We start from the raw sequence: 21,125 nt of genomic DNA, 5'->3' as shown, positions 1-21,125 counted from the left end.
TCTGAATCAGGCGGGCTAATATGAAATTTGCGGGCAGCCATATCCTCTCTGTGGGGCAATTCGAACGTTCGGATGTGGAGTCGGTGTTCACAGTGGCTGACGCGATGCAGCCCTACGCCCGCCGCCGAAAGGTTACCCGGGTCCTGGAGGGCGCTATTCTCGGATCGATGTTTTTTGAACCCAGCACCCGTACTCGCGTGAGTTTTGGTAGTGCATTTAATCTCCTGGGAGGCGAGGTTCGAGAGACAACAGGCATAGAGAATTCCGCTCTCGCTAAGGGCGAGTCACTCTATGACACCGCCCGAGTTCTTTCGGGTTATTCCGATGTCGTTGCTATGCGTCACCCCCAAGCGGGATCCGTCGCAGAGTTTGCTGCCGCCAGCCGTGTGCCGGTCATCAATGGCGGAGATGGAAGCAATGAGCACCCCACACAAGCGCTCCTGGATCTCTACACCATCCGCAGCGAGTTATCCGCTCAGAATCGCGGTATCGATACCCTGCGCATAGCCATGGTAGGAGATCTAAGATTTGGGCGTACGGTACACAGTCTTTGCAAGTTACTCTGCCTGTTTGATCGAGTCAGCGTGACTTTGGTGTCTCCCGACGAGCTTCGCATGCCCGGCGACATTGTCGAAGCCCTGCGTCAGGCTGGTCACGAGGTGATCGAGAGCGACGCCATGGAAGAAGGTATTGCGCAGGTGGACATTGTCTATAGCACCCGGCTTCAGGAAGAGCGGTTTGCCTCTTCAGAAGAGGCGAGTTTGTACCGCGGGCGCTTTCGACTGAATCAGCAAACCTATACCCGTCACTGCGATCCCAATACCGTGATTATGCATCCGCTCCCCCGAGACTCCAGAGAGGCCGCGCGGGAGCTCGACGATGACTTGAACGACAATCCCAATTTGGCCATCTTCCGGCAGACAGATAACGGGGTCCTGGTCCGTATGGCGCTGTTTGCGCTGGTGTTGGATGTTGTTGATGAGGTCGACAAGCACGCGAGAGATGTTGGTTGGTACACCGGTGGTCGCTTCACGTGAGTTTTTCTTTGCGCTTTGGTCCCGCAGATGTGCGCGTTCTCGATGATGAGCAAGTGTTCGACGGGTACTTCGCGATCCAGAAGCTTCGTGTTCGGCACAGAAGCTTTTCCGGTGACTGGAGCGCGCCTGTCAGCCGAGAGGTGTTCGAGCGCGGCGATGCCGTGGGAGTTTTGCCCTACGAGCCCGAGACCGACTCGTTGATTCTCATTGAGCAATTTCGCGCAGGCGCTCTCCGGGACGCGAATAGCCCCTGGATGCTTGAGTTGATTGCCGGGATCGTGGAGCCGGGCGAGAGCGATGAGGTCGTGGTTCGCCGCGAGGCTCAGGAGGAGGCCGGCTGCGAGTTCGCAGAATTGGTCCCCATCGCTTCTTACTATCCCAGTGCCGGTGCTTGTACAGAACACGTGAGATTATTCTGTGGCCGTGTGCTAAGTGCAGCGGTGGGGCAGGTGCTGGGTTTGGAAGACGAAGGCGAAGATATCTTGGTCCATCGTATTCCTAGGGCTGAGGTTATGGAACTGCTGGCGCAGAACCAAATCAACAATGGACACACGCTGGTCGCGCTGCAGTGGTTCGCTCTTCACGGAGAGCGATTGAGGGACGCCTGGAACAGCGGAGCCGCCGCGACGGCATGAGCGCCGATCTAACAGAAAAAAATCGCCCGGGCTTGCTCCGCTCAAGCGCGGTGGTGGGTACCATGACCATGCTCTCCCGGGTTTTGGGTCTTGCTCGGGATGTAATTCTCGCGGCGGTGATTGGCGCCAGTGCGAACGCCGATGCTTTTTTTATCGCTTTCAAAATACCCAATTTTCTCCGTCGATTGTTTGCCGAGGGCGCCTTTGCACAGGCTTTTGTTCCGGTGCTCGCAGAGTGTCGGGAAGAGGGCGGTCAGGCTGCAGTTCGAGCCTTGATAGACCGAGTGGCGGGTGTGCTGGGAGGCGTGCTTTTTTTATTGACGGCGCTCACCCTGCTCGCCGCGCCTCTGGTGGCGGGGCTCTTTGCTCCGGGGTACATCGCGCAACCAGAAAAATTTGCGCTCACCGCCGATCTCATCCGCATTACCTTCCCTTATCTTATGCTCATATCGCTAACGGGTATGTGTGGAGCGATTCTCAACAGCTATGGGCGTTTTGCTGTGCCTGCGTTTACGCCCGTCTTACTCAATCTTTCATTGATTGGCGCGTCCCTTTTGGCAGCGCCTTACTTTGCAGAACCCGCCTTTGCCCTTGCCTGGGGAGTGCTGTTTGCGGGATTCATACAGCTTTTGTTTCAAATGCCTTTTCTCTACCGACTGGATTTGGTGCCACGGCCCCGTTGGGAGCCAGGTCATCCGGGGGTGCGCCAGGTGATGACTCTGATGATTCCCGCGTTATTCGGCGTGTCGGTAAGTCAGTTAAACCTGTTGTTTGACACGGTGCTCGCGTCATTTTTACCGACGGGCAGCGTGTCCTGGCTGTACTACTCAGATCGCCTCACCGAGTTGCCTTTGGGGGTTTTTGCCATAGCCGTGGCTACGGTGATCATGCCAACGCTTGCAGGACATAAATCCGCGGCCCGCGAGGAGGACTATTCAAAGACCCTTGATTGGGCTGTGCGATCCGTACTGCTAGTCGGTGTGCCCGCGTCTCTGGCGCTGCTGATACTGGCGGAACCGATTCTCATCAGCCTGTTCCACTACGGAGCGCTGAGTGAGCGGGATATTGCCATGTCGGCCCTGAGTCTCCGGGCTTATACCCTCGGTCTTTGCGCGTTTATGCTTATCAAGGTGCTTGCGCCGGGGTTCTACGCTCGTCAGGACATGGTGACGCCCGTACGTATCGGTATTCGTGCCATGGTCGCCAACATGGTGCTTAACGTGATTTTCGTGGTGCCCCTCATGTTCTACTTCGGTATTGGTCATGTAGGACTGGCGTTGGCTACTAGTCTGAGTGCGTTTCTGAATGCCGGACTTCTGTGGAAAGGGCTTCTCCGCGAGGGGGTGTACCAGTTTGATCCCCTATGGCGTCGATATCTTATTCGACTGGCTATTGCTTGTGCTTGTATGGGTGCTGCGCTCGCTGTGGTAACCCCCGAGCAAGGACTCTGGTTAGACTGGCATTGGAGGCAGCGCGCGATGACTATCGTCGGGCTCTGCATGGTGGGTTTGGCGGTTTATCTCAGTGTTCTTTGGGTCGCGGGTTTACGCCTAGCTGAACTTCGGGCCCCCGCTCCCGTCGCGCCGAAAGCAGGGTCCGACTCAGACGCATCTGCATAGGCTGTCCGCCTGTTCTTCGATATACTGTCGCGTCTATTTTTTAAACCTCAGTGACCTCATGAAGCTCCTTCGCGGTCTTAAAGGCCTGCGTCCTCAGCATCGCCCCTGTGTTGCCACCATCGGTGCCTTCGATGGCGTGCATCTGGGGCATCAGACCGTGGTTTCTCAGTTAGCTGAGCAGGGCCGTAAATATGATCTGCCCACTACGGTAGTGACCTTTGAACCTTTGCCCAGAGAGTATTTGGCCGCGGAATCTGCGCCGGCTCGATTGCAGAGTTTTCGGGAGCGCTTTGAGTCGCTCGCGGCGTTGGGCGTTGATCGTTTGCTCTGCCTGCGCTTTGATGAAAACCTGCGACAAATGTCCGCTGAGGAGTTTGCAGATCAAATTTTCGTACAAGGTCTCGGTGTTCGCTCTTTGGTCTTAGGCGATGATTTTCGCTTTGGACACGATCGTGAGGGTGGCTTTTCGATGATGAAGGCGATGGGTGAGAGAGAGGGTTTCGACACCCTGAGTACCAACACCATTGAGCGGGGAGACGAGCGTGTCAGTAGTACGCGTTTGCGCAGTGCTTTGGCGCAAGGCGATTTCGGGACTGTTCGAGCCTGTCTTGGGCGCGATTACGAGATGGCCGGGCGGGTGATCTATGGCCGGCAGTTGGGTCGACAAATAGGTACGCCTACAGCGAATATTGCCTTACGAAGAGGCAGCGTTCCTTTAAGTGGTGTGTTTGCCGTGAGAGTGCAGGGCGCGGGTCTTGAGTCTGCTCCTGCAATTGCCAATGTGGGGGTGAGACCCACAGTAGAAGAAGGTGTTCGTCCGAATCTGGAGGTACACATTCTCGATGGTGACCACGCGCTGTATGGCCAACGGCTCACCGTGAGCTTTATGCACAAGTTACGTGATGAACAACGTTTTGAGTCGGTTGATTTACTCAAAGCGCAAATCTATCAAGATATTGAAGGAGCTCGTGCCTGGTTTGCATCGGGCGTTGAGGACTGATTGAGCACATGAGTGATTACAAGGACACCCTGAACCTGCCGACCACGGGATTTCCCATGAAGGCGAACCTTGCCCAGCGTGAGCCCGCAAGGCTCAAGCAGTGGCAGGAGATGGGGCTTTATCAGCGCATTCGGGAGGCTAGAGAGGGGCGACCAACTTTCGTTCTTCACGATGGCCCTCCCTACGCGAATGGCGATCTCCACGTGGGACACGCGGTGAACAAGGTGCTCAAGGACATCATCGTTAAGTACAAGACCCTTGATGGTTTTGACGCTCCCTATATCCCGGGTTGGGACTGTCACGGACTACCTATCGAGCTCAATGTAGAAAAGAAAGTCGGTAAACCGGGTGTGAAGCTGAGTGCCGCTGAATTTCGTGAGAAATGTCGCGCCTACGCCCAACGTCAGATCGATAACCAGCGCCTGGACTTTGTGCGCATGGGCATTATTGGCGATTGGGACAATCCCTACCTGACCATGGACTTTGATTTTGAGGCGGACATTGTTCGAACCCTCGGTCGATTGGTGGATCGCGGTCACGTGCACAAAGGATTCAAGCCCGTGCATTGGTGTCTTGATTGTGGCTCTGCACTTGCCGAGGCGGAAGTTGAGTATGCAGATAAGCAATCTCCGGCTATCGACGTGGCTTTTGCAGCGGTGGACTCTGCGGCTTTCAATCAAGCCTGCGATCTGGAGAATGACCAATCGGTAGTCGTCCCCATCTGGACAACGACGCCCTGGACCCTGCCCGCTAACCGGGCTGTGAGTCTGCATCCCGATCTCGACTACGTACTTATTGCCGGACACGGTCAGCGCCTGCTGGTGGCCGAGGCGCTGGCTGAGAGTTGCGCTTTGCGCTTCGGGCTTGGAGAGGCCCAGGTGTTGGGTCGCTGTAAGGGACGGGATGTGGAGAATCAATTGCTCCAACATCCGTTTCTCGAGCGTCAGGTGCCGGTGATTCTTGGAGAGCATGTCACAGTGGAGGCGGGTACGGGTGCCGTGCATACCGCGCCAGCCCATGGTCAGGATGACTATGCCGTAGGTCTTCGTTACGACCTCTCCGTGGACAACCCCGTGGGTCCCAACGGGGTTTTCCGCGCGGATACCGAGCTGTTTGCCGGTGAGCATGTCTTCAAGGCTAATGCGAATATTGTTGCTGCGCTGCAGGAGCGCGGTATGCTCCTTCATCACGAAGACTATCTACATTCCTATCCCCATTGCTGGCGTCACAAAACGCCGCTGATCTTTCGCGCTACTCCGCAGTGGTTTGTGCGTATGCATGAAAATGGCCTGTTGGAGGCGGCGCAAAACTCCATCGACTCAGTGCAATGGATACCGGATTGGGGGCGTGCTCGCATAGAGTCCATGCTCAGCGATCGTCCCGATTGGTGTATCTCCCGGCAACGTACCTGGGGTGTGCCTATCACCTTGTTTGTACACAAGGAAACCGCAGAGCTGCATCCCGACACACCTGCACTGATAGAGCAGGCGGCAACTCGCATACAGGAATCCGGTATCGAGGCCTGGTTTAGTCTTGATCCGCGGGAGCTCCTCGGCGATGACGCTGAACACTATGACAAGGTAACGGACACCCTGGATGTGTGGTTTGATTCGGGTGTGACCCATGCCTGCGTGCTACGGCGCAGAGCGGAGCTCTCGGCGCCTGCGGATCTATATCTTGAGGGTTCCGACCAGCATCGGGGCTGGTTCCAGTCGTCTCTTTTGACGGGGATCGGTGCCTATGGCGTGGCGCCCTACAAAGCGGTATTGACGCACGGTTTTACCGTTGATGGCGATGGACGAAAAATGTCCAAGTCCATTGGCAATATTATTCCCGCCAAAAAGGCGATGAACGATAACGGCGCTGACATTCTGCGCCTCTGGCTCGCGTCTACGGACTATCGCAACGAAGTGGCTGTCTCCGATGAGATTATTAAGCGAACCGGCGATAGCTACCGTCGCATCCGCAATACCGCTCGATTCATGCTCGCTAATCTGTCGGGTTTTGATCCCGTAGAGCACATCGTAGCGGATGGGGATTTATTGCCTCTGGATCGCTGGGCAGTGGATGCCGCCGCACGTCTGCAGGAGGAACTGAGACAGGCCTATGATGCCTATCAGTTTCATCAGGTATGTCATCGCCTCCACAATTTTTGCTCGGGGGAGATGGGTGGTTTTTACCTGGACATCATTAAAGACCGGCAGTACACCACGCAGGCGGACAGCCTGCCGCGACGGTCGGCGCAAACAGCCTTGTATCGCATAGCGGATGCAATGGCACGGTGGATGGCCCCCGTGCTTTCGTTCACCGCCGAAGAGATCTGGGAGAACCTTCCGGGTGAGCGAGAAGACTCAGTACTTCTCGCTGGTTGGGGTGAACCCCTGTTGCGTTTGTCTCGAAACGACGCATTGGATGCCGATTACTGGGATGCATTGATTGCGGTGCGCGCCGCGGTCAACAAGCAACTGGAAACATTGCGTGCGGCCGGTGATTTGCGGGGCTCTTTGGATGCGGCCGTCACCTTGTACTGTGATGGGCAGCTGGCAGAGAGACTCACAGGGCTGGAAAACGAGCTGCGTTTTGTGTTGATCACCTCTCAGGCGGAGGTTGCCCCTTTTGCATCCGCGCCAGAGGATGCTGCTGCCACCGAGATTGATGGCTTACGTTTGTCGGTAACTGTATCTGACGCTGAGAAGTGTGAGCGGTGCTGGCATCGCTGCGCGGATATCGGCGAGCACGCCGGGCATCCTACCTTGTGTGGTCGCTGCGTCACTAACGTTGATGGTCCGGGTGAGGAACGTCGTTTTGCCTGATGCAGTCGCGGCCACCGGACGCTGGTATGGTCTGGCGACTGTGATTGTGGCGATGGATCAGGGGAGCAAGTGGCTCGCTTCATCTGAACTTGCTTATGCCACGCCGGTCAAAATTCTCAGTTGGTTCAATTTGACGCTGCACCATAACGAGGGCGCCGCTTTCAGTTTTCTGGCGGGCGCGGGCGGCTGGCAGCGATGGTTCTTTGCCGTATTGGCGCTTGTCGTCAGTGGCATGATCGCCTACTGGATCAAGGAGCTGAAACCTCGGCAGTGGCAGCTGTCTCTGGCCCTTGCACTGGTATTGGGCGGTGCATTGGGGAATCTTGTTGACCGGGTGTATCTTGGCTACGTTGTCGATTTCATCAGTGTCCATTACCGTGACTGGTATTTTCCGACCTTTAATGTCGCAGACGCTGCTATATCGGTAGGTGCTTTTCTGATTATTATTGACAGTGTGTTTAATACGGTGACCGATAGCCCCTCTAATGAGACCGGGCACAGTTAAGGTCAGCCGTCGTGAGTGATGCTATGGACGTAAACGTGGGTGATGGTACCCGTGTGTTTTTGAACTTCTCTCTGGCTCTGGAAGATGGGGCGGAGGTGGACTCAAATTTTGGCGGTGAAGCCGTGAGTTTTGCCATCGGCGACGGCAGTTTGTTGCCGGGTTTTGAGCGCTGCATCATCGGCATGGAGCCCGGTGAGAGGAAACTGTTTCAGGTGCCTCCCGAGGACGCTTTTGGTCAGCCCAACGAAAGTAATGTTCAGCGTGTACCCCGGGACGGCTTTGATGATGAGATGAAGCTCGAACTGGGGCTGGTCTGTTCTTTTGCGGATGCCTCCGGTGGTGAATTACCTGGAATGATTGTGGGCTTTGATGATTCGGAGGTAACAGTCGACTTCAATCACCCCCTTGCAGGACACACAATTCTCTTCGACGTTCACATTCATCGTCTTGAAGCGGTGGAGTTGCACTGATGCAAATTCAACTGGCTAATCCCCGCGGATTCTGCGCCGGCGTGGATCGTGCAATAGATATTGTCAACCGGGCCCTGGAAGTGTTTGGTGCGCCCATCTATGTGCGCCACGAAGTGGTGCATAACCGTTTCGTCGTAGATGATCTGCGATCCAGAGGGGCGATTTTTGTTGATGAGCTGCACGAGGTTCCTGACGGCTGCATAGTGATCTTTAGTGCGCACGGTGTGTCTCAGGCAGTACGCAAGCAGGCGGACGTACGAGAGCTTAAGGTCTTTGATGCGACCTGTCCTCTGGTAACCAAGGTGCACATAGAAGTCACACGGTACAGCGCCGAAGGTCGGGAGTGCGTGTTGATAGGGCACGCGGGACACCCCGAAGTCGAAGGGACGATGGGGCAGTACGATTACAGTAACGGCGGTGAAATTTATCTGGTTGAGGACGAGGCGCAGGTGGCCAGCCTCACCGTGAATAATCCGGATAAACTGTCTTATGTCACCCAGACTACGCTGTCCATGGACGATACAGCCAGAGTCATTGACGCCTTGAGAGCTAGGTTTCCCGCGATTTCCGGTCCGCGAAAAGACGATATTTGCTACGCCACTCAAAACCGTCAAGATGCGGTGAAGGGCCTGGCGGCTGATTGCGACTTGCTGATTGTTGTCGGCTCACCCAATAGTTCAAATTCGAATCGCCTGCGGGAGCTTGCACAGCGCATGGGGGCCGAGGCCTTTCTACTTGATCGTGCGGATGAAATTGACCCCAAATGGCTCACTGGCAAATCTCGCGTGGGCGTCACGGCGGGCGCCTCGGCGCCGGAAGTTCTGGTGCAGGAAGTAATCGACCGGCTGCGGGATCTTGGCGCTGGTAGCGTCGAGGAGATAGACGGCCGTCCCGAGAACGTAACCTTCAGTATTCCCCGGGAGCTGAGACTCACGCCGGTCGAGTAACAGGCATAAAGCCATTGTTGCTGGGTCGAAAAGTACAGTAGTCGCCGAGGCACAGAGCGGTGCCGGTATCGCTCCGACGCTGCTCATGATGAGATTTGTACGTTTCTGGATGAAGAGCTGAGCGCTCGTTCGGGGCAGAATTGTCGCACCTGAATTTGCCGGCGTGTCCGTTTTGCTTAGTTGTCGCCATCGCCATCGCTATCTTGCTGACACCAACTGCGCTCAATGTTTCCGCGGTCGCGTGATGCCCCCCGCACGATTTTTGGTCAGGCAATCCGCCTTTACTCTCATCGAGGTGATGATTGTGATCTTGGTGTTGGCCGTTCTCGCTACGCTCGCTATTCCGGGCTATCGGCAAACACTAGTAAAAACTCGTCGCGGTGACGCGGTGAAGGCATTGCTGGACGCCGCGTCACGGCAGGAGCTGTTCATGCTCCGCCATGGTACCTATACCGCTGATATGCGAGATCTCGGCTTCTCTGAACGGTCTCTTGCCTCTGAACAGGGTCACTACACCGTTGAAGCTAGTGCTTGCAGCGAAGGCTCCCTGGGGACCTGTTATCTGCTAACTGCCCGGCCCAGACAAGGCTCATCGCAGACAGGGGATGTCCTCTGCACTAGCATGAGCCTGGATTCCTACGGTCGAAGATCGGCTACCGGATCCGACACACGCCGCTGCTGGTGAGATTCAATCATTCGCGAAACCATCCAAAACACCGTCATCTGATCAAATAGCGGCCTTTTGTGGCGAGCGCATATCGACTTGGCCACTATGATCTGATGCCGAGTTACTCCAGACAGCCATACAAAAACCCGCGGGGTTTTACCTTGCTTGAGCTTTTGATCGTAGCTTCACTGCTGGCGATCTTTCTCTCTTTGGGTCTGCCGGCTATGGATCGCCTGCAGGTAAGTCTCGCAATCCGCAGCGACGCATCGAGATTAGTGTCGAGTCTAAAGACTGCCCGTAGCCATGCGGTGCTGAATCGGGTGGATGTGACGATTTGCCCGGCAACACATAGTGAAAATGCCGAAAATATCGAGATCGCTCACGCTAGCGCCTGTGGTGGAGATTACAAGCAAGGTTGGTTGGTTTTCGAGGACTCTGATGGCGATGGCGATTTTACTTTTGGTGTTGATCACGCTCTTCGCCGCGAAGGGGCTCTTCAATCGCAGGTGCAAATACGAAATCGTGATGGTGAGCACAGCCTCACTTCCGGACTAAGTTATCGCGCTAGCGGATATGTCGTTCCGGGCAAGACATTTGTTGTCTGTGCGCCTGGCGCGATTCCGCGTAAAAGCTGGCTGGTGGTCGTGAGTGGCGTTGGCAGGGTTCGGTCAGCCGTGGAGCACCAGCGATGCGTGGTTTGAACATCACAAAACAGGTGCCGCGTTATGGCGGGTGCTCGAGGGCGCCAGTGCTCGATAGGCAAAGGGGGCACCGGGGCTTTCTGACAATTGACTTGCTGTTGGCAGTGTTGGTCTTCTCTACGACCGCGTCGGGGTTGCTCAGTTTGCAACTGGACGCCATGCGAAATAGCGAGGATGCCTCCCGTTATACGCGCGCCACGCTGATTGCCTGGGATCAGATGGAACGCAATGCCGTGCAGTCGGCATCTGAGGACACAGTCCATCAATACCTTCTGATGACGCGCCAATTCGATGGAGGAAGCGATGTTGCGATGAGGGCGTTACCTGACCTCCGCCTTGAGTTCTCTGTTCATGGCCAGATCACACATCTTACGGCGGTTTGGTCTTCTTTGTCGCGAGCATTACTGCACGGCTTAAAGGCGGAATCGGAGAACGCTGGGCCTTCGCAGATGAGGCTGACGATGCAACGACTGGGAGAAGTGCTCTGATGTTGCGTCGCTATATTACCGGTTCAGATAGAGGGTTTACCCTGCCTGAAATGATGATAGCGATGACGTTGGGATTAGTACTTTTAACGGTCATGCTGACGGTTATTCAAAAGCTGACCAACGCATTGGCCTGGCAGCAGGCTTCGTCGGACGTGGATCTGACCGGAAGTCGCGCATTGTTACACCTGTCCAGAGAGCTGCGCATGTCCGGGTTCTTTGCTGGGGCCCTGACGGAAATTGACCTCCAGAGCACTGATGTTCCCGACTGTGGCAATCCGGCGGGCTGGCCCATGCGACTGCATCAATCTATTGAGGTTTACTCAGTGGATGATGCCTCGGGTTTGGATGTGTCTTCGCTGGACTGTTTGCCACAGAGGTACCTGCAGTCGAGCTCCGATCTTGTTGCGGTGCAGCGCGTGGCAGCAGTAGCGGTTGAGTCTGTTACAGATAACGGTGCAGCTCTCCTCAGGGATGGTTACTGGTACCTCCGTACCTCCGGGCAAGCCCCGGCGAGTTTTTATCGGGCGATAGAGGCAGATGCACGGTCAGACGATTCTTCTCATTCCGCATCAGGGGCTTATCAGTACTGGCGTTGGTCTCCTGCGCTCTACTACCTGCGAGATTATTCGGCGACTCCTGGTGACGATATCCCGGCCCTTTGCGTAAAAAAGCTGTCTCGATCCGGGCTACGTTCTCAATGCTTGTTCGAAGGCGTAGAGTCCCTGAAAGTTGATTTGGCGCTTGACGAAGATGGTGATGGCAAGCCGGACCGGGTTGTTGATCCGCGCTCCGGGTTCAATTTTGGCCCAGCCACTCACGCCTTTTTGTATCTACTTATTCGTTCTATCGAACCCCTGAATCTGCCAGATTCGGATCAGACGGAGTACGCCCTGGGCTTGCGTCGCATGGTTCTCGGTGGTGATGGGTTTTTGCGGCGTGTATTTCGGGTCACGGTACCCTTGCCCAATCAGCGTTTTCAGGATTCGCTGTTATGACTACGCTCCGCAGCATCGGCGGTCATCGTCTTCAAGGTGGTTTCGCATTGATCGCTGCAATGATCTTTGCGCTCCTGTCAGCACTTTTGGTTCATACCGCTGTGCAGCGATCCTTGATGGATGCGCGTCTCGCCCGCGGGTTGATGGCGCAGGTGGATGCGGACAATGCCGCCCTTAATTTAATGAACGTGGTGGTGACTGCCCTGGCTGAGGCGGCTTCTCGGGGAGAGCTCAACAAGGATCTCTTTAGCTGTCTATCCACGCCTGAGTGTCTCGATGAGCGTGCGCAGGCCTTCGGCTTGAGTCTTGAGAGCATGCAGCCTCTGACACACAGCACATCGATTAAAGAAGTTGATTTTAAGGAACCAATTCGCAGTAGTGAGTCAACTGTGTCATCGGTGGGTTTGTATCAACACCGGGTGTTGGATCTTCGCGTATTTGTAAGCGGTAAAAGCCCTGCGGACCATTCCCTCTTGCTGGCGGTTTCGCAGCGAGCGGGCCCACCATGATTGCTCGGTATATGCAGACATCTGCCTGCCATCGTTCACTATCGCTACTTACCTTGTTGTGGCTTAACTCGATGGTCTTTGTTAGCCACGTGGTCGCACAGCCTGAATGTCTGGACCCAAATGTCCAGTCCGGCAGTCTCGAAAACCGGCCGCCGGAAGGTCAAATTGATTCCAGGGTAGTCACTGTGCGCCTGCCAATGGCTGGGGGCGGGGTACCCGAAGAGTTTGAGCTGCATCTGTCGAACGGCCCAGTCGCGTCTTTGGTGGACGCGGTTTCCGGTCGGGAGGTTTGGGTTGCTAAACCTCAGATTCCTGCGGCAGCTACAGAGGTGGCCGCGCAGTTTAGTCCCGCAGCTGTAAGCGTTGTTGTCGGAGCTGATGGAATAGCCCTGCGGGCGTACTTTGGCGACTCCGGGGGTAACATTTGGCGTCTTTTCTTCCCTAACGCTGTTACAGCACAGGAGTCTCAGCGGGAGAGCAATCAGTTGCTTCGCCTGGCCTCTCTAGCAGGTGCCGACCCCTTGCGCTTCGAATCTGCGCCGGTGCTTCTGCACAGTTTCGATGCGCGGGGTTCGTCTTTTGATGGGCTACTTCTGATTGGCAGTAAGCTCGGCGAGTCTCTGTTAGGGGGCCCGCGTTTGTTTTACCTACGCGATTACCACTTTGATTCTCTCTCACCAGAGCGGCCTCCGGTGTTACTGGAAGATCTTGATTCTCTAGAGGACGGGAGACAAAGCGACTCCTGTTTGGGTTCGCGGTGTCTTGGCTGGTGGAAGGATCTCTCTATTGTTGATGCACCTATTAATCCCAGTCTTGTCGTCGTGAGCGGACGGGTGTTTGTGGCGCCCCAAACACCCGATTCGCAGCCGTGCTCGGAACTCCCAAGACCCACCGAAATAGTCGCCCTGGATCTGCGAACGGGCGAAGGATTAGCTGATCAGTCGTTTCTCAAAGAGCCCACTGTTTCCACGAATGAGCCATCGCTCGGCGATGAAGACTCGCAGACAGAGGGCATATTGCCGCTCCTGCCGGCGAGCGTTGCCATCGAACATCCGGCTGTAAAACGACTTTACTGGCGAGACATGCTTATCGATAAAGATTAATTACTCATCAAGGCCCAGTTTTTTCATCCGGTAACGCAAGCTTCGAAAGCTCACCCCCAGAGTCTCTGCTGTCTTGGTACGGTTCCAGCGATGCTGCTCCAGGGCTTCTACCAACACATTTCGTTCTATGTCTGCCAGGTAGACGTCCAGATCGCCGGCAACTGCGCTGAGAGCGTCGCCCTCGCTTTGCTTCTGTGAGATTGCGGGAGACTCGATGCTGCCTATCTGAAGATCATCAGCCTCGATGATTCCCCCATCAGAGAGGGCGAAAGCGCGTTCCAGTATATTCTCGAGTTCCCGTACGTTTCCCGGGAACCGATAGTCCAGCATGCTCGATATTGCTCTCGGACTGATTTTTGGGGCCGGGGCATTGTTGGCGACGGCGATGCGCGATATCAAGGCTTTGGCCAGTAACGCGATGTCATCTTTGCGTTCACGAAGACTGGGTACGTAAAGGTCAATGACATTGATCCTGAAGAACAGGTCCTCTCTAAAACGCCCCTCAGCGACCTCTTTGGCCAGGCTCTTATGCGTCGCCGATAGCAAGCGCACATCGGTGGCTATTTCCTCGTTTGCACCTACAGGACGAACCCGCTTCTCTTGTATGGCTCGCAGCAGCTTGACCTGCATTGCCACGGGCAGGTCAGCCACTTCATCAAGAAACAGTGTTCCTCCTTCGGCTGCCTGAAACAAGCCTAGCTTGTCGCGGCTGGCTCCGGTGAAGCTTCCTTTGAGATGGCCAAACAGCTCGCTTTCAATGAGCTCGGCAGGTATTGCGCCGCAGTTGACCGGCACAAAGGGGCCGGCGGCGCGGGGGCCACGGCCATGGATATTGCGCGCGACGACTTCTTTGCCGCTTCCGGACTCTCCTCTGATGTGCACGGGCGCCTGACTGCGAGCAAGCTTTTCGATCTGCTTTCGCAGTTGCCCCATGGCTTCGGTCTCACCAATGAGCTCTTCGTTGGCAGGGCGAGCACTATCGCCAGCAATCGCGTCGAGCTCCAGCGCCGCAGCAATCAGGGTTCGCAGCTTTTCGAGGGCCACGGGCTTGCTAATAAAGTCAAAGGCGCCCGCTTTGAGTGCGCGAATGGCGCTGTCTACGTTACCGTGGGCTGTAATCATGGCAACGGGCAGTGAGGGCTGCGTGGCCTGTATGTGCTCAACCAGGTCAATACCATTGCCATCGGGAAGGCGCATATCAGTGAGGCACAGTTGCAAAGGCGTTTCGCTATCAAGTTGCGCGTACGCTTCACCAAGGGTGGCGGCACTGACCGTTTCCAGTCCCATGCGCCCCAGGGTTATTTCCAGAAGCTCGCGAATGTCCGGCTCATCGTCAACGATAAGCACTCGGGCGGCGTCATTGCTGCTCAAACTGTGTTACTCCTGCTGTTCGATGATGATCTGAAACCGGCTGCGACCCTCGGTCGTGGGCACATAGGCGATTCTGGCTTGATTGAGTTCGCAAAGCTCTCTACAAAGATATAGCCCCAGACCGCTTCCACCCTGACTGCGTGTAAAAAAGGGCTCAAAGAGCCGGGGGATGTCGGCGGCTTCCACGCCTTCTCCGTCATCGTACACATCAACGACGCACTCCCGTTTCTTGCGATCCACGCGAACTCTCAGTTCTGCAGATTGCTTCTGGTTGGTCACTTCACTGTGGCGCATGGCGTTGTCGACGAGATTATCCAACACGCGCTCGAGGTGTTCCGGGTCCATAAGTATGCGCGCCTGAGGGTCTACATACTCAATAGTCAGCTGTCCGGGGTTGTCCCGGGCACTGCGGTAGCGTTCGTAGTATTCACTCATCCAGTCGACAAGCTTCAGGGTGTCTGGCTTCGGCGGCTCCCGACGAGAGATCTGCAGAATACTTTCTACAATGTCGTTAACCCGCTGGCTGTTGGTCAGCACTATATCAACCATTCTTCGATCGTCTTTTGCCAGCGTGGGTGATTCGTTGAGCAGTTGGGAGGCGTGGCTTATGGCCCCCAGCGGATTGCGAATTTCGTGAGCAATACTAGCGGCGAGGCGTCCGAGAGAGGACAGCTTGAGCGACTGTGCGTAGGCCGCCACTGGTCGATAGTCCTCCAAAAAGACCAGAATCTGGTCCTCGTCGCCACCTTCGAGGCTATGAAAGCGAGCAACCACCTCAGTGCCGTCACCCCTGGCCTCAAAGGGGGTTCTGACTTGGTGTCCGTTGAGGCGGAAGTTATCGATACGCTCTGTAAGCACAGCGCTGTAGTCCATGAGCTCGCGACCCTGCTCCAAAGCGATGGGCCTGCTGGGGTCCAGCAGTCTGCCCGCAGCGGCGTTGAGCAATCGGGCACGATTCTGAGAGTCAACGAGGAGTATGCCTGTTTGCATGTTCTGTACGATTTGTTCGTTGAGTCTTTGCAGGCGATAGATATCACTGCCGCGCTCACTTGCCAGGGCCTCAACCCGACCCAGTCGCATTGCCACGAGCTGTACCATGCCCGATACGGCAAAGAACAAGAGTCCAAGAAGACCGGCGGGAAACAGCGCCCTAATGCCGGCGTCGCTGGTGGACATGAGACGAAGCGTGTCACCAAGTACTGCCAGTACGGTCAATGCTGCGACCAGCGTTGCTACCGTGCGATTACTAATCAGTACTGCACTCGAGGCTACCGTGATCGCCAATAACAGCGGCAGCCCGCTACTCATACCGCCTGACGCGTCACTCAGAAGCGTGATGCAGACGATGTCGACACAAAAGAGAAGTACCAGTTTGGCGTTGGAGCTTTGCCACTGAACAGCGACAGCGCCCAATAGTGCGACATTACTGAATAAAAAGATGCTGCTGACCGCCACGTACAGGGCCGGGTTTTGCGCGCCCACGAGTTGGCGGGTGGCTGGCAGAGTGATCAGAACCAAAAACACCACGGACAGTACTGTCCGGTAGATGAGATAGATTCGAAGCAGCAGAGCATTCTGTTCGGATCCCATGGCGCCGGGAGGCACCAGTATGGCTGGATTACTCACGGCGTATTATCCAATCGTAGTTACCTTCAGCTGCATGGGTGCATTCTAGCAGCGCTCGACATATTGTCGCGCTATCTGGTCAGCTTGCTCAGGATCACTGACAATAGCGACCTCTGAAAGTTGGAAAATCCTTATGCACATTTTGATGGCCCAGATAAACACCCAGGTGGGTGATTTTGTCGGCAATACAGATCAGGTTATCGAGGTCGCGACTCAGGCTTGCCAGGAACGGGAATCGCCTGTTGTGGTCTTCCCGGAGTTAACGCTTTCGGGCTACCCGCCGGAGGATCTGCTATTGAGACCCGCACTGTGCAAGCGGGTAAACGATTCCATTGAGCGTCTGTGTCGAGAGCTCCCCGCAAGTGCCTGGGTGATTTTGGGCTATCCCATTCGTCGCGACGAGGTTCTATACAACTGCGCTGGCGTGATTCATGGGGGTGAGCTCAAGGCAGAGTATCGTAAGAGTGAGCTCCCCAATTATCAGGTGTTCGATGAGAAGCGCTACTTCACCGCGGGAACACAGCCCTGCGTTCTGAACATTCAGGGAACTCAGGTGGCCTTGAGCATCTGTGAAGATATTTGGGTGCCTGGCCCCACCGCGGCGGCTTCAGCAGCGGGCGCCGAGTTGCTGATCAACCTCAATGCCTCTCCTTATCACCGTGGTAAGCAGCAGGAGCGCCAGGATTTGGTCGCCACTCGGTGTCGGGACAACGCGTTGGCAGTGGTTTATGTGAATCAGGTTGGTGGGCAAGACGAACTGGTTTTTGACGGTGGATCCTTCGCGATGAGCAGCGACGGCAGTCTGGCCGCTCAGAGTCCCCGATTTGACACCTCGGCGAGCTGGGTTGAGCGTTCCGGGAGCAGTGGAAGCTTCAGGAAGGCTGCGCTGGCGGAGCCGCTCGAAGAGCTGGAGGCGGTTTGGCAGGCGCTGGTTCTGGGCATGCGGGACTATGTGAACAAGAACGGCTTTCCCAGCGTTGTGCTGGGTTCGTCCGGGGGTGTTGATTCTGCGCTGACCCTGGCGGTGGCAGTGGACGCACTCGGTCCGGAGCGCGTCGAAGCTGTGATGATGCCTTTTCGCTATACCTCTGATATCAGCATCGCTGATGCGGCAGAGCAAAGCGCGATGCTGGGTGTTCGTCACAGCGTGATTTCTATTGAGCCGATCTATGAGAGCTTTTTGGCCGCCCTTAGCGAAGAGTTTGCAGGGCTCGAGGCCGATACCACCGAGGAGAATTTGCAAGCCCGCTGTCGTGGGGTGCTACTCATGTCAATCTCCAATAAAAAGCGATCATTAGTGCTGACCACGGGCAATAAGAGCGAACTCGCCGTGGGTTACTCTACGCTTTACGGCGATATGGCGGGGGGCTTTGACGTTCTAAAGGATGTCCCCAAAACGCTGGTATACGCCCTCTGTCGCTACCGCAATAGCCTCGGTGCCTGTATTCCCGACCGTGTGATTGAGCGACCGCCGTCCGCTGAGCTGGCCCCCGATCAAAAAGATGAGGACAGCCTCCCGCCTTACGATGTGCTGGACCGAATACTTGAGCTCTATGTTGAGCAGGACTTCAGTGCCGAAGCCATTATTGCCGAGGGTATTGCCAGAGCAGATGTTGAGCGCGCTGTCAGGCTGGTGGACATTAATGAATACAAACGTAGGCAAGCGCCTATTGGCGTGCGCATTACGCAGCGCGGTTTTGGACGCGACCGTCGTTATCCAATTACCTCTGCGTGGCGTATTGGGGAGTAGGTTACTCGGGAGCAGCGAGCTCCGGGGCAGTCAATCGAGAAGCTAACGGAGTGTGGGTCTAGCTGATGCCCCTGCGACTATCAAACTGCGGGGGCTTTGGTGGATCGAAGAGCCCAAAGCTGAGCTTATTGATAATCGAACGCTGCAGGCCATCTTGCGTGTAGACAGTATCAAACTCCCCGTTAGTGACGGCCGGGTGGTCTGGATAGTTCAGCACGAGAGTATCAATGGCATTTTGGGCAAGATCGTCCATTCCCAAGATTAGATAGCCCTGTGCCATAACCGCCAGGCCATCGCCGACCGCAGGTGTTCGCTGAAAGTTTTCCACTACATAGCGACCGCGGTTTGCTGCTGCGAGATATGCTCCTCGGCGAAAGTAGTAGTTCGCTACGTGGATCTCGTTGCGCGCCAGCAAGTTGCGCAGATAAACCATGCGCGACTTGGCATCTGCTGCATAGGGACTGTCCGGAAAGCGCGTCACCAGCTGTGAGAATTCCGCGAAAGCCTCCTTGGCAAAGCTGGTGTCCCTGAGGGTTTTGTCCGTGGGCGTGAAGCGCGCAAGAAAGTCCTGGCTAGCCGTGGCCGTCGATAAACCTTTCATGTAGTAGGCGTAGTCAACATTGGGGTGCTGGGGATGCAGTCGAATAAATCGGTCTGCTGCCTCGATAGCGGCCTCGGGCGAATAGGCTCCGTAGTGCGCATAAATCAACTCCAGCTGCGCTTGCTCCGCATAGCGGCCAAAGGGATACCGGGACTCCAAGGCCTGTAAGGCGCGTATGGAAAGATCAAAGTTTCGCGCATTGAGGTAACGCTGCGCTTCCTCGTAAATCTGCTGCTCCCCGCTGTCTGCGGAAAACTCTCCCTCTTCGTCATTGTTAGCGCAGCCGCCCATAAACAGCAGGGCAGAGAGGAGGCTGGCGAGTAAAGGCCAGCGTCGGAGCGGCGTGACGCGTTTGCTAATAAGGCTCATGCTAAAATCGGCGGTGAAAACGAGGGCGCTATTTAAGCACAGCCGGCGGAGTCCATAAACCATAGAACAGACCATAGAAGCGCGTCAGATTGAAAGGAGTGCAACCGCGGGAGACGATCTTGCGGGCGCTCGCTTTGATCAGGCTGCGGCACAGTTGTTTCCAGAATTCTCTCGCGCCCGGCTTCAGAGTTGGATTCGTGGCGGCCAGCTTTTGCTGGATGGCGTTACGGCTCGCCCCAGAGATGCCGTCAGGAGCGGTGCACTGTTGAGTCTCCATGCCGAGTTGCAAAGCGAAGTGTCCTGGGCCGCGGAGGCTCTGCCTCTCGACATCGTGTACGAGGACGAGGAGCTTCTGGTCATTGATAAGCCAGCGGGTCTCGTAGTCCACCCCGGCGCTGGTAACCACCACGGCACTCTGGTCAATGCGCTGTTGAATCACCGCCCAGCGCTGGAGGCAATGCCGCGCGGCGGGATTGTGCACCGCTTGGATAAAGAAACCAGCGGTTTGCTGGTGGTGGCAGGCACTCTGAATGCGCACCGCAGTCTTGTGGCGCAGCTTCAGAAAAAGGACGTACAGCGGGAGTACTTTGCAATTGTACGGGGAGTGCCCAGTGGTGGAGGCCGCGTCGAAGCTGCCATTGGTCGCCATCCCAGGCAGAGAACGCGTATGGCGGTGGTAGCCAATGGCGGAAAGCCCGCGGTGACGCACTACCGGATCGCACAGCGTTTTGCGCAGTACACAGCCTTGGATGTGCAGCTCGAAACCGGGCGAACTCATCAGATACGTGTACACATGGCGCATCGAGGTTACCCGCTACTGGGCGATCCGGTGTACGGCGGCCGTCTGCAGTTACCGCGAGGTTGTAGTGATCGCCTGGTGGAAACACTGCGCGCGTTTAGACGGCAGGCCTTGCATGCCCGGTGTCTGAGTTTTGTGCATCCCGGGTCGGGTGAATACTGCAGTTTTGAGTCGCCCTTGGCCGATGATCTGCAGCACTTGCTTCAGGTGCTGGCTGAAGAAAATGCCGCCGACAGTGCACAGACTCCGGGCGTGCCGTGAGTCTCCACGAGGTCCGTCTCCAGGGCTGGCCGGAAAACGTGCGCGTTTTCTACACAACTCGCGATGCTGGCCACAGTCAGGCGCCCTATGATGGCTTCAATCTGGGTCTTCACGTGGGTGACGATGCAGAATCAGTTTTGCAAAACAGGACTGAACTCCAGGCACAGCTGCCTTTGGGAACGAGGATCGCTTGGCTGGATCAGGTTCACGGTACGCACACAGTTGCTGCGCGTGACAGCTTGAACGAAGCCGTCACGGCAGATGCCTCCTGGACCGCTGACGCGGGTATTGCCTGCGCTGTTATGGTGGCCGATTGTCTGCCTGTGCTGTTGAGCGCTCGCAGTGGTGAAGTTGTCGCGGCGGTGCATGCTGGGTGGCGAGGTTTGGCCGATGGGGTATTGGAGTCGGCGGTATCGGCCCTCGGCGTTGCCCCGCGGGAAGTCTGTGCCTGGCTAGGCCCTGTAATTGGCAGAGATGCCTTTGAAGTGGGCCCGGAAGTTCGATGGGCATTTTTGCAATGGCTTAACACTGCGGATTGTGACGCCTGTTTTCGAGCTTCCGGCGATCGACCTGGGCATTACCTTGCAGACCTCAACGCGCTGGCCCGACTGCGCCTCGGGGCCATTGGTCTGCGCGAAGTGCAAAGCCTGAATGCCTGCACTGTGAGTGATCCCTCGCGGTTTTTCTCTTACCGCAGAGACGGCACTACGGGACGCATGGCCTGTCTCATACTGCGGGATAGCCCCAAAACCAGCTCTTGAAATTCATCCTTAAACCCCAATATCTATGGGGGTATAGATGATCACGCCAGCAACAGAGCTGGTTGACGGTGGTCTTGGAATCGCTGTGGAGGTAGACA

The 21,125-nt window shown here is 56.1% G+C and carries 20 protein-coding genes; 17 read left to right on the top strand and 3 right to left on the bottom strand.

The window, feature by feature from the left end:
• Nucleotides 1–20 precede the first annotated feature (20 nt).
• From ACTG39_RS09115 to ACTG39_RS09050, 14 genes are all read left to right on the top strand, one after another.
• Nucleotides 21–1,037: an aspartate carbamoyltransferase gene (locus tag ACTG39_RS09115; RefSeq protein ID WP_439107227.1), complete on the top strand. Its 1,017-nt coding sequence runs from the start codon at nucleotides 21–23 to the stop codon at nucleotides 1,035–1,037.
• Nucleotides 1,034–1,672 carry an NUDIX domain-containing protein gene (locus tag ACTG39_RS09110; protein WP_439107226.1) on the top strand — a complete coding sequence of 213 codons (639 nt, stop codon included), beginning with the start codon at nucleotides 1,034–1,036 and terminating at the stop codon, nucleotides 1,670–1,672. Before ACTG39_RS09115 ends, ACTG39_RS09110 begins: the two co-directional genes overlap by 4 nt.
• A complete protein-coding gene (gene murJ / locus ACTG39_RS09105) occupies nucleotides 1,669–3,291 on the top strand; it encodes a murein biosynthesis integral membrane protein MurJ (protein ID WP_439107225.1) in 1,623 nt (540 codons plus the stop codon). Before ACTG39_RS09110 ends, murJ begins: the two co-directional genes overlap by 4 nt.
• Nucleotides 3,292–3,349: 58 nt before the next feature.
• Nucleotides 3,350–4,291, top strand: coding sequence for a bifunctional riboflavin kinase/FAD synthetase (gene ribF / locus ACTG39_RS09100; protein ID WP_439107224.1), 942 nt, complete (start codon nucleotides 3,350–3,352; stop codon nucleotides 4,289–4,291).
• Between the two features lie 8 nt (nucleotides 4,292–4,299).
• Nucleotides 4,300–7,104, top strand: coding sequence for an isoleucine--tRNA ligase (gene ileS / locus ACTG39_RS09095; protein ID WP_439107223.1), 2,805 nt, complete (start codon nucleotides 4,300–4,302; stop codon nucleotides 7,102–7,104).
• On the top strand, nucleotides 7,097–7,609 hold the full coding sequence (lspA, locus tag ACTG39_RS09090) for a signal peptidase II (RefSeq protein WP_439107222.1): 513 nt from the start codon (nucleotides 7,097–7,099) through the stop codon (nucleotides 7,607–7,609). The genes ileS and lspA overlap by 8 nt, the downstream gene beginning before the upstream one ends.
• A gap of 23 nt (nucleotides 7,610–7,632) precedes the next feature.
• Entirely contained in the window at nucleotides 7,633–8,079 is a 447-nt protein-coding gene (locus tag ACTG39_RS09085; RefSeq protein ID WP_439107250.1) for an FKBP-type peptidyl-prolyl cis-trans isomerase, read from the top strand.
• Nucleotides 8,079–9,026 (top strand): 4-hydroxy-3-methylbut-2-enyl diphosphate reductase, encoded by a 948-nt coding sequence (gene ispH, locus ACTG39_RS09080; protein ID WP_439107221.1) that lies wholly within the window; start codon nucleotides 8,079–8,081, stop codon nucleotides 9,024–9,026. Before ACTG39_RS09085 ends, ispH begins: the two co-directional genes overlap by 1 nt.
• Nucleotides 9,027–9,270: 244 nt before the next feature.
• Nucleotides 9,271–9,711 carry a type IV pilin protein gene (locus ACTG39_RS09075; RefSeq protein WP_439107220.1) on the top strand — a complete coding sequence of 147 codons (441 nt, stop codon included), beginning with the start codon at nucleotides 9,271–9,273 and terminating at the stop codon, nucleotides 9,709–9,711.
• Between the two features lie 95 nt (nucleotides 9,712–9,806).
• Entirely contained in the window at nucleotides 9,807–10,394 is a 588-nt protein-coding gene (locus ACTG39_RS09070) for a GspH/FimT family pseudopilin (RefSeq protein WP_439107249.1), read from the top strand.
• 47 nt (nucleotides 10,395–10,441) lie between these two features.
• Complete coding sequence (locus ACTG39_RS09065; protein WP_439107219.1) at nucleotides 10,442–10,882, top strand: type IV pilus modification PilV family protein; 441 nt, start codon at nucleotides 10,442–10,444, stop codon at nucleotides 10,880–10,882.
• Nucleotides 10,882–11,877, top strand: a complete 996-nt coding sequence (locus tag ACTG39_RS09060; protein WP_439107218.1) for a PilW family protein — start codon at nucleotides 10,882–10,884, stop codon at nucleotides 11,875–11,877. Before ACTG39_RS09065 ends, ACTG39_RS09060 begins: the two co-directional genes overlap by 1 nt.
• Nucleotides 11,874–12,386 (top strand): hypothetical protein, encoded by a 513-nt coding sequence (locus ACTG39_RS09055; RefSeq protein ID WP_439107217.1) that lies wholly within the window; start codon nucleotides 11,874–11,876, stop codon nucleotides 12,384–12,386. Before ACTG39_RS09060 ends, ACTG39_RS09055 begins: the two co-directional genes overlap by 4 nt.
• Before the next feature lie 11 nt (nucleotides 12,387–12,397).
• Nucleotides 12,398–13,489: a hypothetical protein gene (locus ACTG39_RS09050; RefSeq protein ID WP_439107216.1), complete on the top strand. Its 1,092-nt coding sequence runs from the start codon at nucleotides 12,398–12,400 to the stop codon at nucleotides 13,487–13,489.
• Here ACTG39_RS09050 and ACTG39_RS09045 read toward each other — a convergent pair whose 3' ends face one another.
• Nucleotides 13,490–14,860 carry a sigma-54-dependent transcriptional regulator gene (locus tag ACTG39_RS09045; protein ID WP_439107215.1) on the bottom strand — a complete coding sequence of 457 codons (1,371 nt, stop codon included), beginning with the start codon at nucleotides 14,858–14,860 and terminating at the stop codon, nucleotides 13,490–13,492. It abuts the gene before it with no gap.
• A 6-nt stretch (nucleotides 14,861–14,866) separates the two neighbouring features.
• Entirely contained in the window at nucleotides 14,867–16,486 is a 1,620-nt protein-coding gene (locus tag ACTG39_RS09040; protein WP_439107214.1) for a sensor histidine kinase, read from the bottom strand.
• Nucleotides 16,487–16,619: 133 nt separating this feature from the next.
• On the opposite strand from ACTG39_RS09040, the gene ACTG39_RS09035 reads away from it, so the two are divergent.
• Nucleotides 16,620–18,236, top strand: coding sequence for an NAD+ synthase (locus tag ACTG39_RS09035; RefSeq protein ID WP_439107213.1), 1,617 nt, complete (start codon nucleotides 16,620–16,622; stop codon nucleotides 18,234–18,236).
• 58 nt (nucleotides 18,237–18,294) lie between these two features.
• Here ACTG39_RS09035 and ACTG39_RS09030 read toward each other — a convergent pair whose 3' ends face one another.
• Entirely contained in the window at nucleotides 18,295–19,206 is a 912-nt protein-coding gene (locus ACTG39_RS09030; protein ID WP_439107212.1) for an outer membrane protein assembly factor BamD, read from the bottom strand.
• Between the two features lie 88 nt (nucleotides 19,207–19,294).
• Here ACTG39_RS09030 and rluD point away from each other — a divergent pair, with 88 nt between their 5' ends.
• Complete coding sequence (rluD, locus tag ACTG39_RS09025; protein WP_439107248.1) at nucleotides 19,295–20,266, top strand: 23S rRNA pseudouridine(1911/1915/1917) synthase RluD; 972 nt, start codon at nucleotides 19,295–19,297, stop codon at nucleotides 20,264–20,266.
• Nucleotides 20,263–21,027, top strand: a complete 765-nt coding sequence (gene pgeF / locus ACTG39_RS09020) for a peptidoglycan editing factor PgeF (protein WP_439107211.1) — start codon at nucleotides 20,263–20,265, stop codon at nucleotides 21,025–21,027. The genes rluD and pgeF overlap by 4 nt, the downstream gene beginning before the upstream one ends.
• Nucleotides 21,028–21,125: the final 98 nt, after the last annotated feature.

The sequence above is a fragment of the Congregibacter sp. genome (assembly GCF_965662665.1).
In the GTDB taxonomy this organism is placed as follows: domain Bacteria; phylum Pseudomonadota; class Gammaproteobacteria; order Pseudomonadales; family Halieaceae; genus Congregibacter.
The sequence above is the reverse complement of the archived record's forward strand: the minus strand, read 5'-3'. Positions and strand labels throughout refer to the sequence as shown.

Bases quoted from the DNA above. Each gene is read 5' to 3' on its own strand.
- ACTG39_RS09115 (WP_439107227.1), top strand. From the start codon at position 21: ATGAAATTTGCGGGCAGCCATATCCTCTCTGTGGGGCAATTCGAACGT.
- murJ (WP_439107225.1), top strand. From the start codon at position 1,669: ATGAGCGCCGATCTAACAGAAAAAAATCGCCCGGGCTTGCTCCGCTCA.
- ribF (WP_439107224.1), top strand. From the start codon at position 3,350: ATGAAGCTCCTTCGCGGTCTTAAAGGCCTGCGTCCTCAGCATCGCCCC.
- ileS (WP_439107223.1), top strand. From the start codon at position 4,300: ATGAGTGATTACAAGGACACCCTGAACCTGCCGACCACGGGATTTCCC.
- ACTG39_RS09085 (WP_439107250.1), top strand. From the start codon at position 7,633: ATGGACGTAAACGTGGGTGATGGTACCCGTGTGTTTTTGAACTTCTCT.
- ispH (WP_439107221.1), top strand. From the start codon at position 8,079: ATGCAAATTCAACTGGCTAATCCCCGCGGATTCTGCGCCGGCGTGGAT.
- ACTG39_RS09075 (WP_439107220.1), top strand. From the start codon at position 9,271: ATGCCCCCCGCACGATTTTTGGTCAGGCAATCCGCCTTTACTCTCATC.
- ACTG39_RS09070 (WP_439107249.1), top strand. From the start codon at position 9,807: ATGCCGAGTTACTCCAGACAGCCATACAAAAACCCGCGGGGTTTTACC.
- ACTG39_RS09060 (WP_439107218.1), top strand. From the start codon at position 10,882: ATGTTGCGTCGCTATATTACCGGTTCAGATAGAGGGTTTACCCTGCCT.
- ACTG39_RS09055 (WP_439107217.1), top strand. From the start codon at position 11,874: ATGACTACGCTCCGCAGCATCGGCGGTCATCGTCTTCAAGGTGGTTTC.
- ACTG39_RS09050 (WP_439107216.1), top strand. From the start codon at position 12,398: ATGCAGACATCTGCCTGCCATCGTTCACTATCGCTACTTACCTTGTTG.
- ACTG39_RS09035 (WP_439107213.1), top strand. From the start codon at position 16,620: ATGCACATTTTGATGGCCCAGATAAACACCCAGGTGGGTGATTTTGTC.
- ACTG39_RS09030 (WP_439107212.1), bottom strand. From the start codon at position 19,206: ATGAGCCTTATTAGCAAACGCGTCACGCCGCTCCGACGCTGGCCTTTA.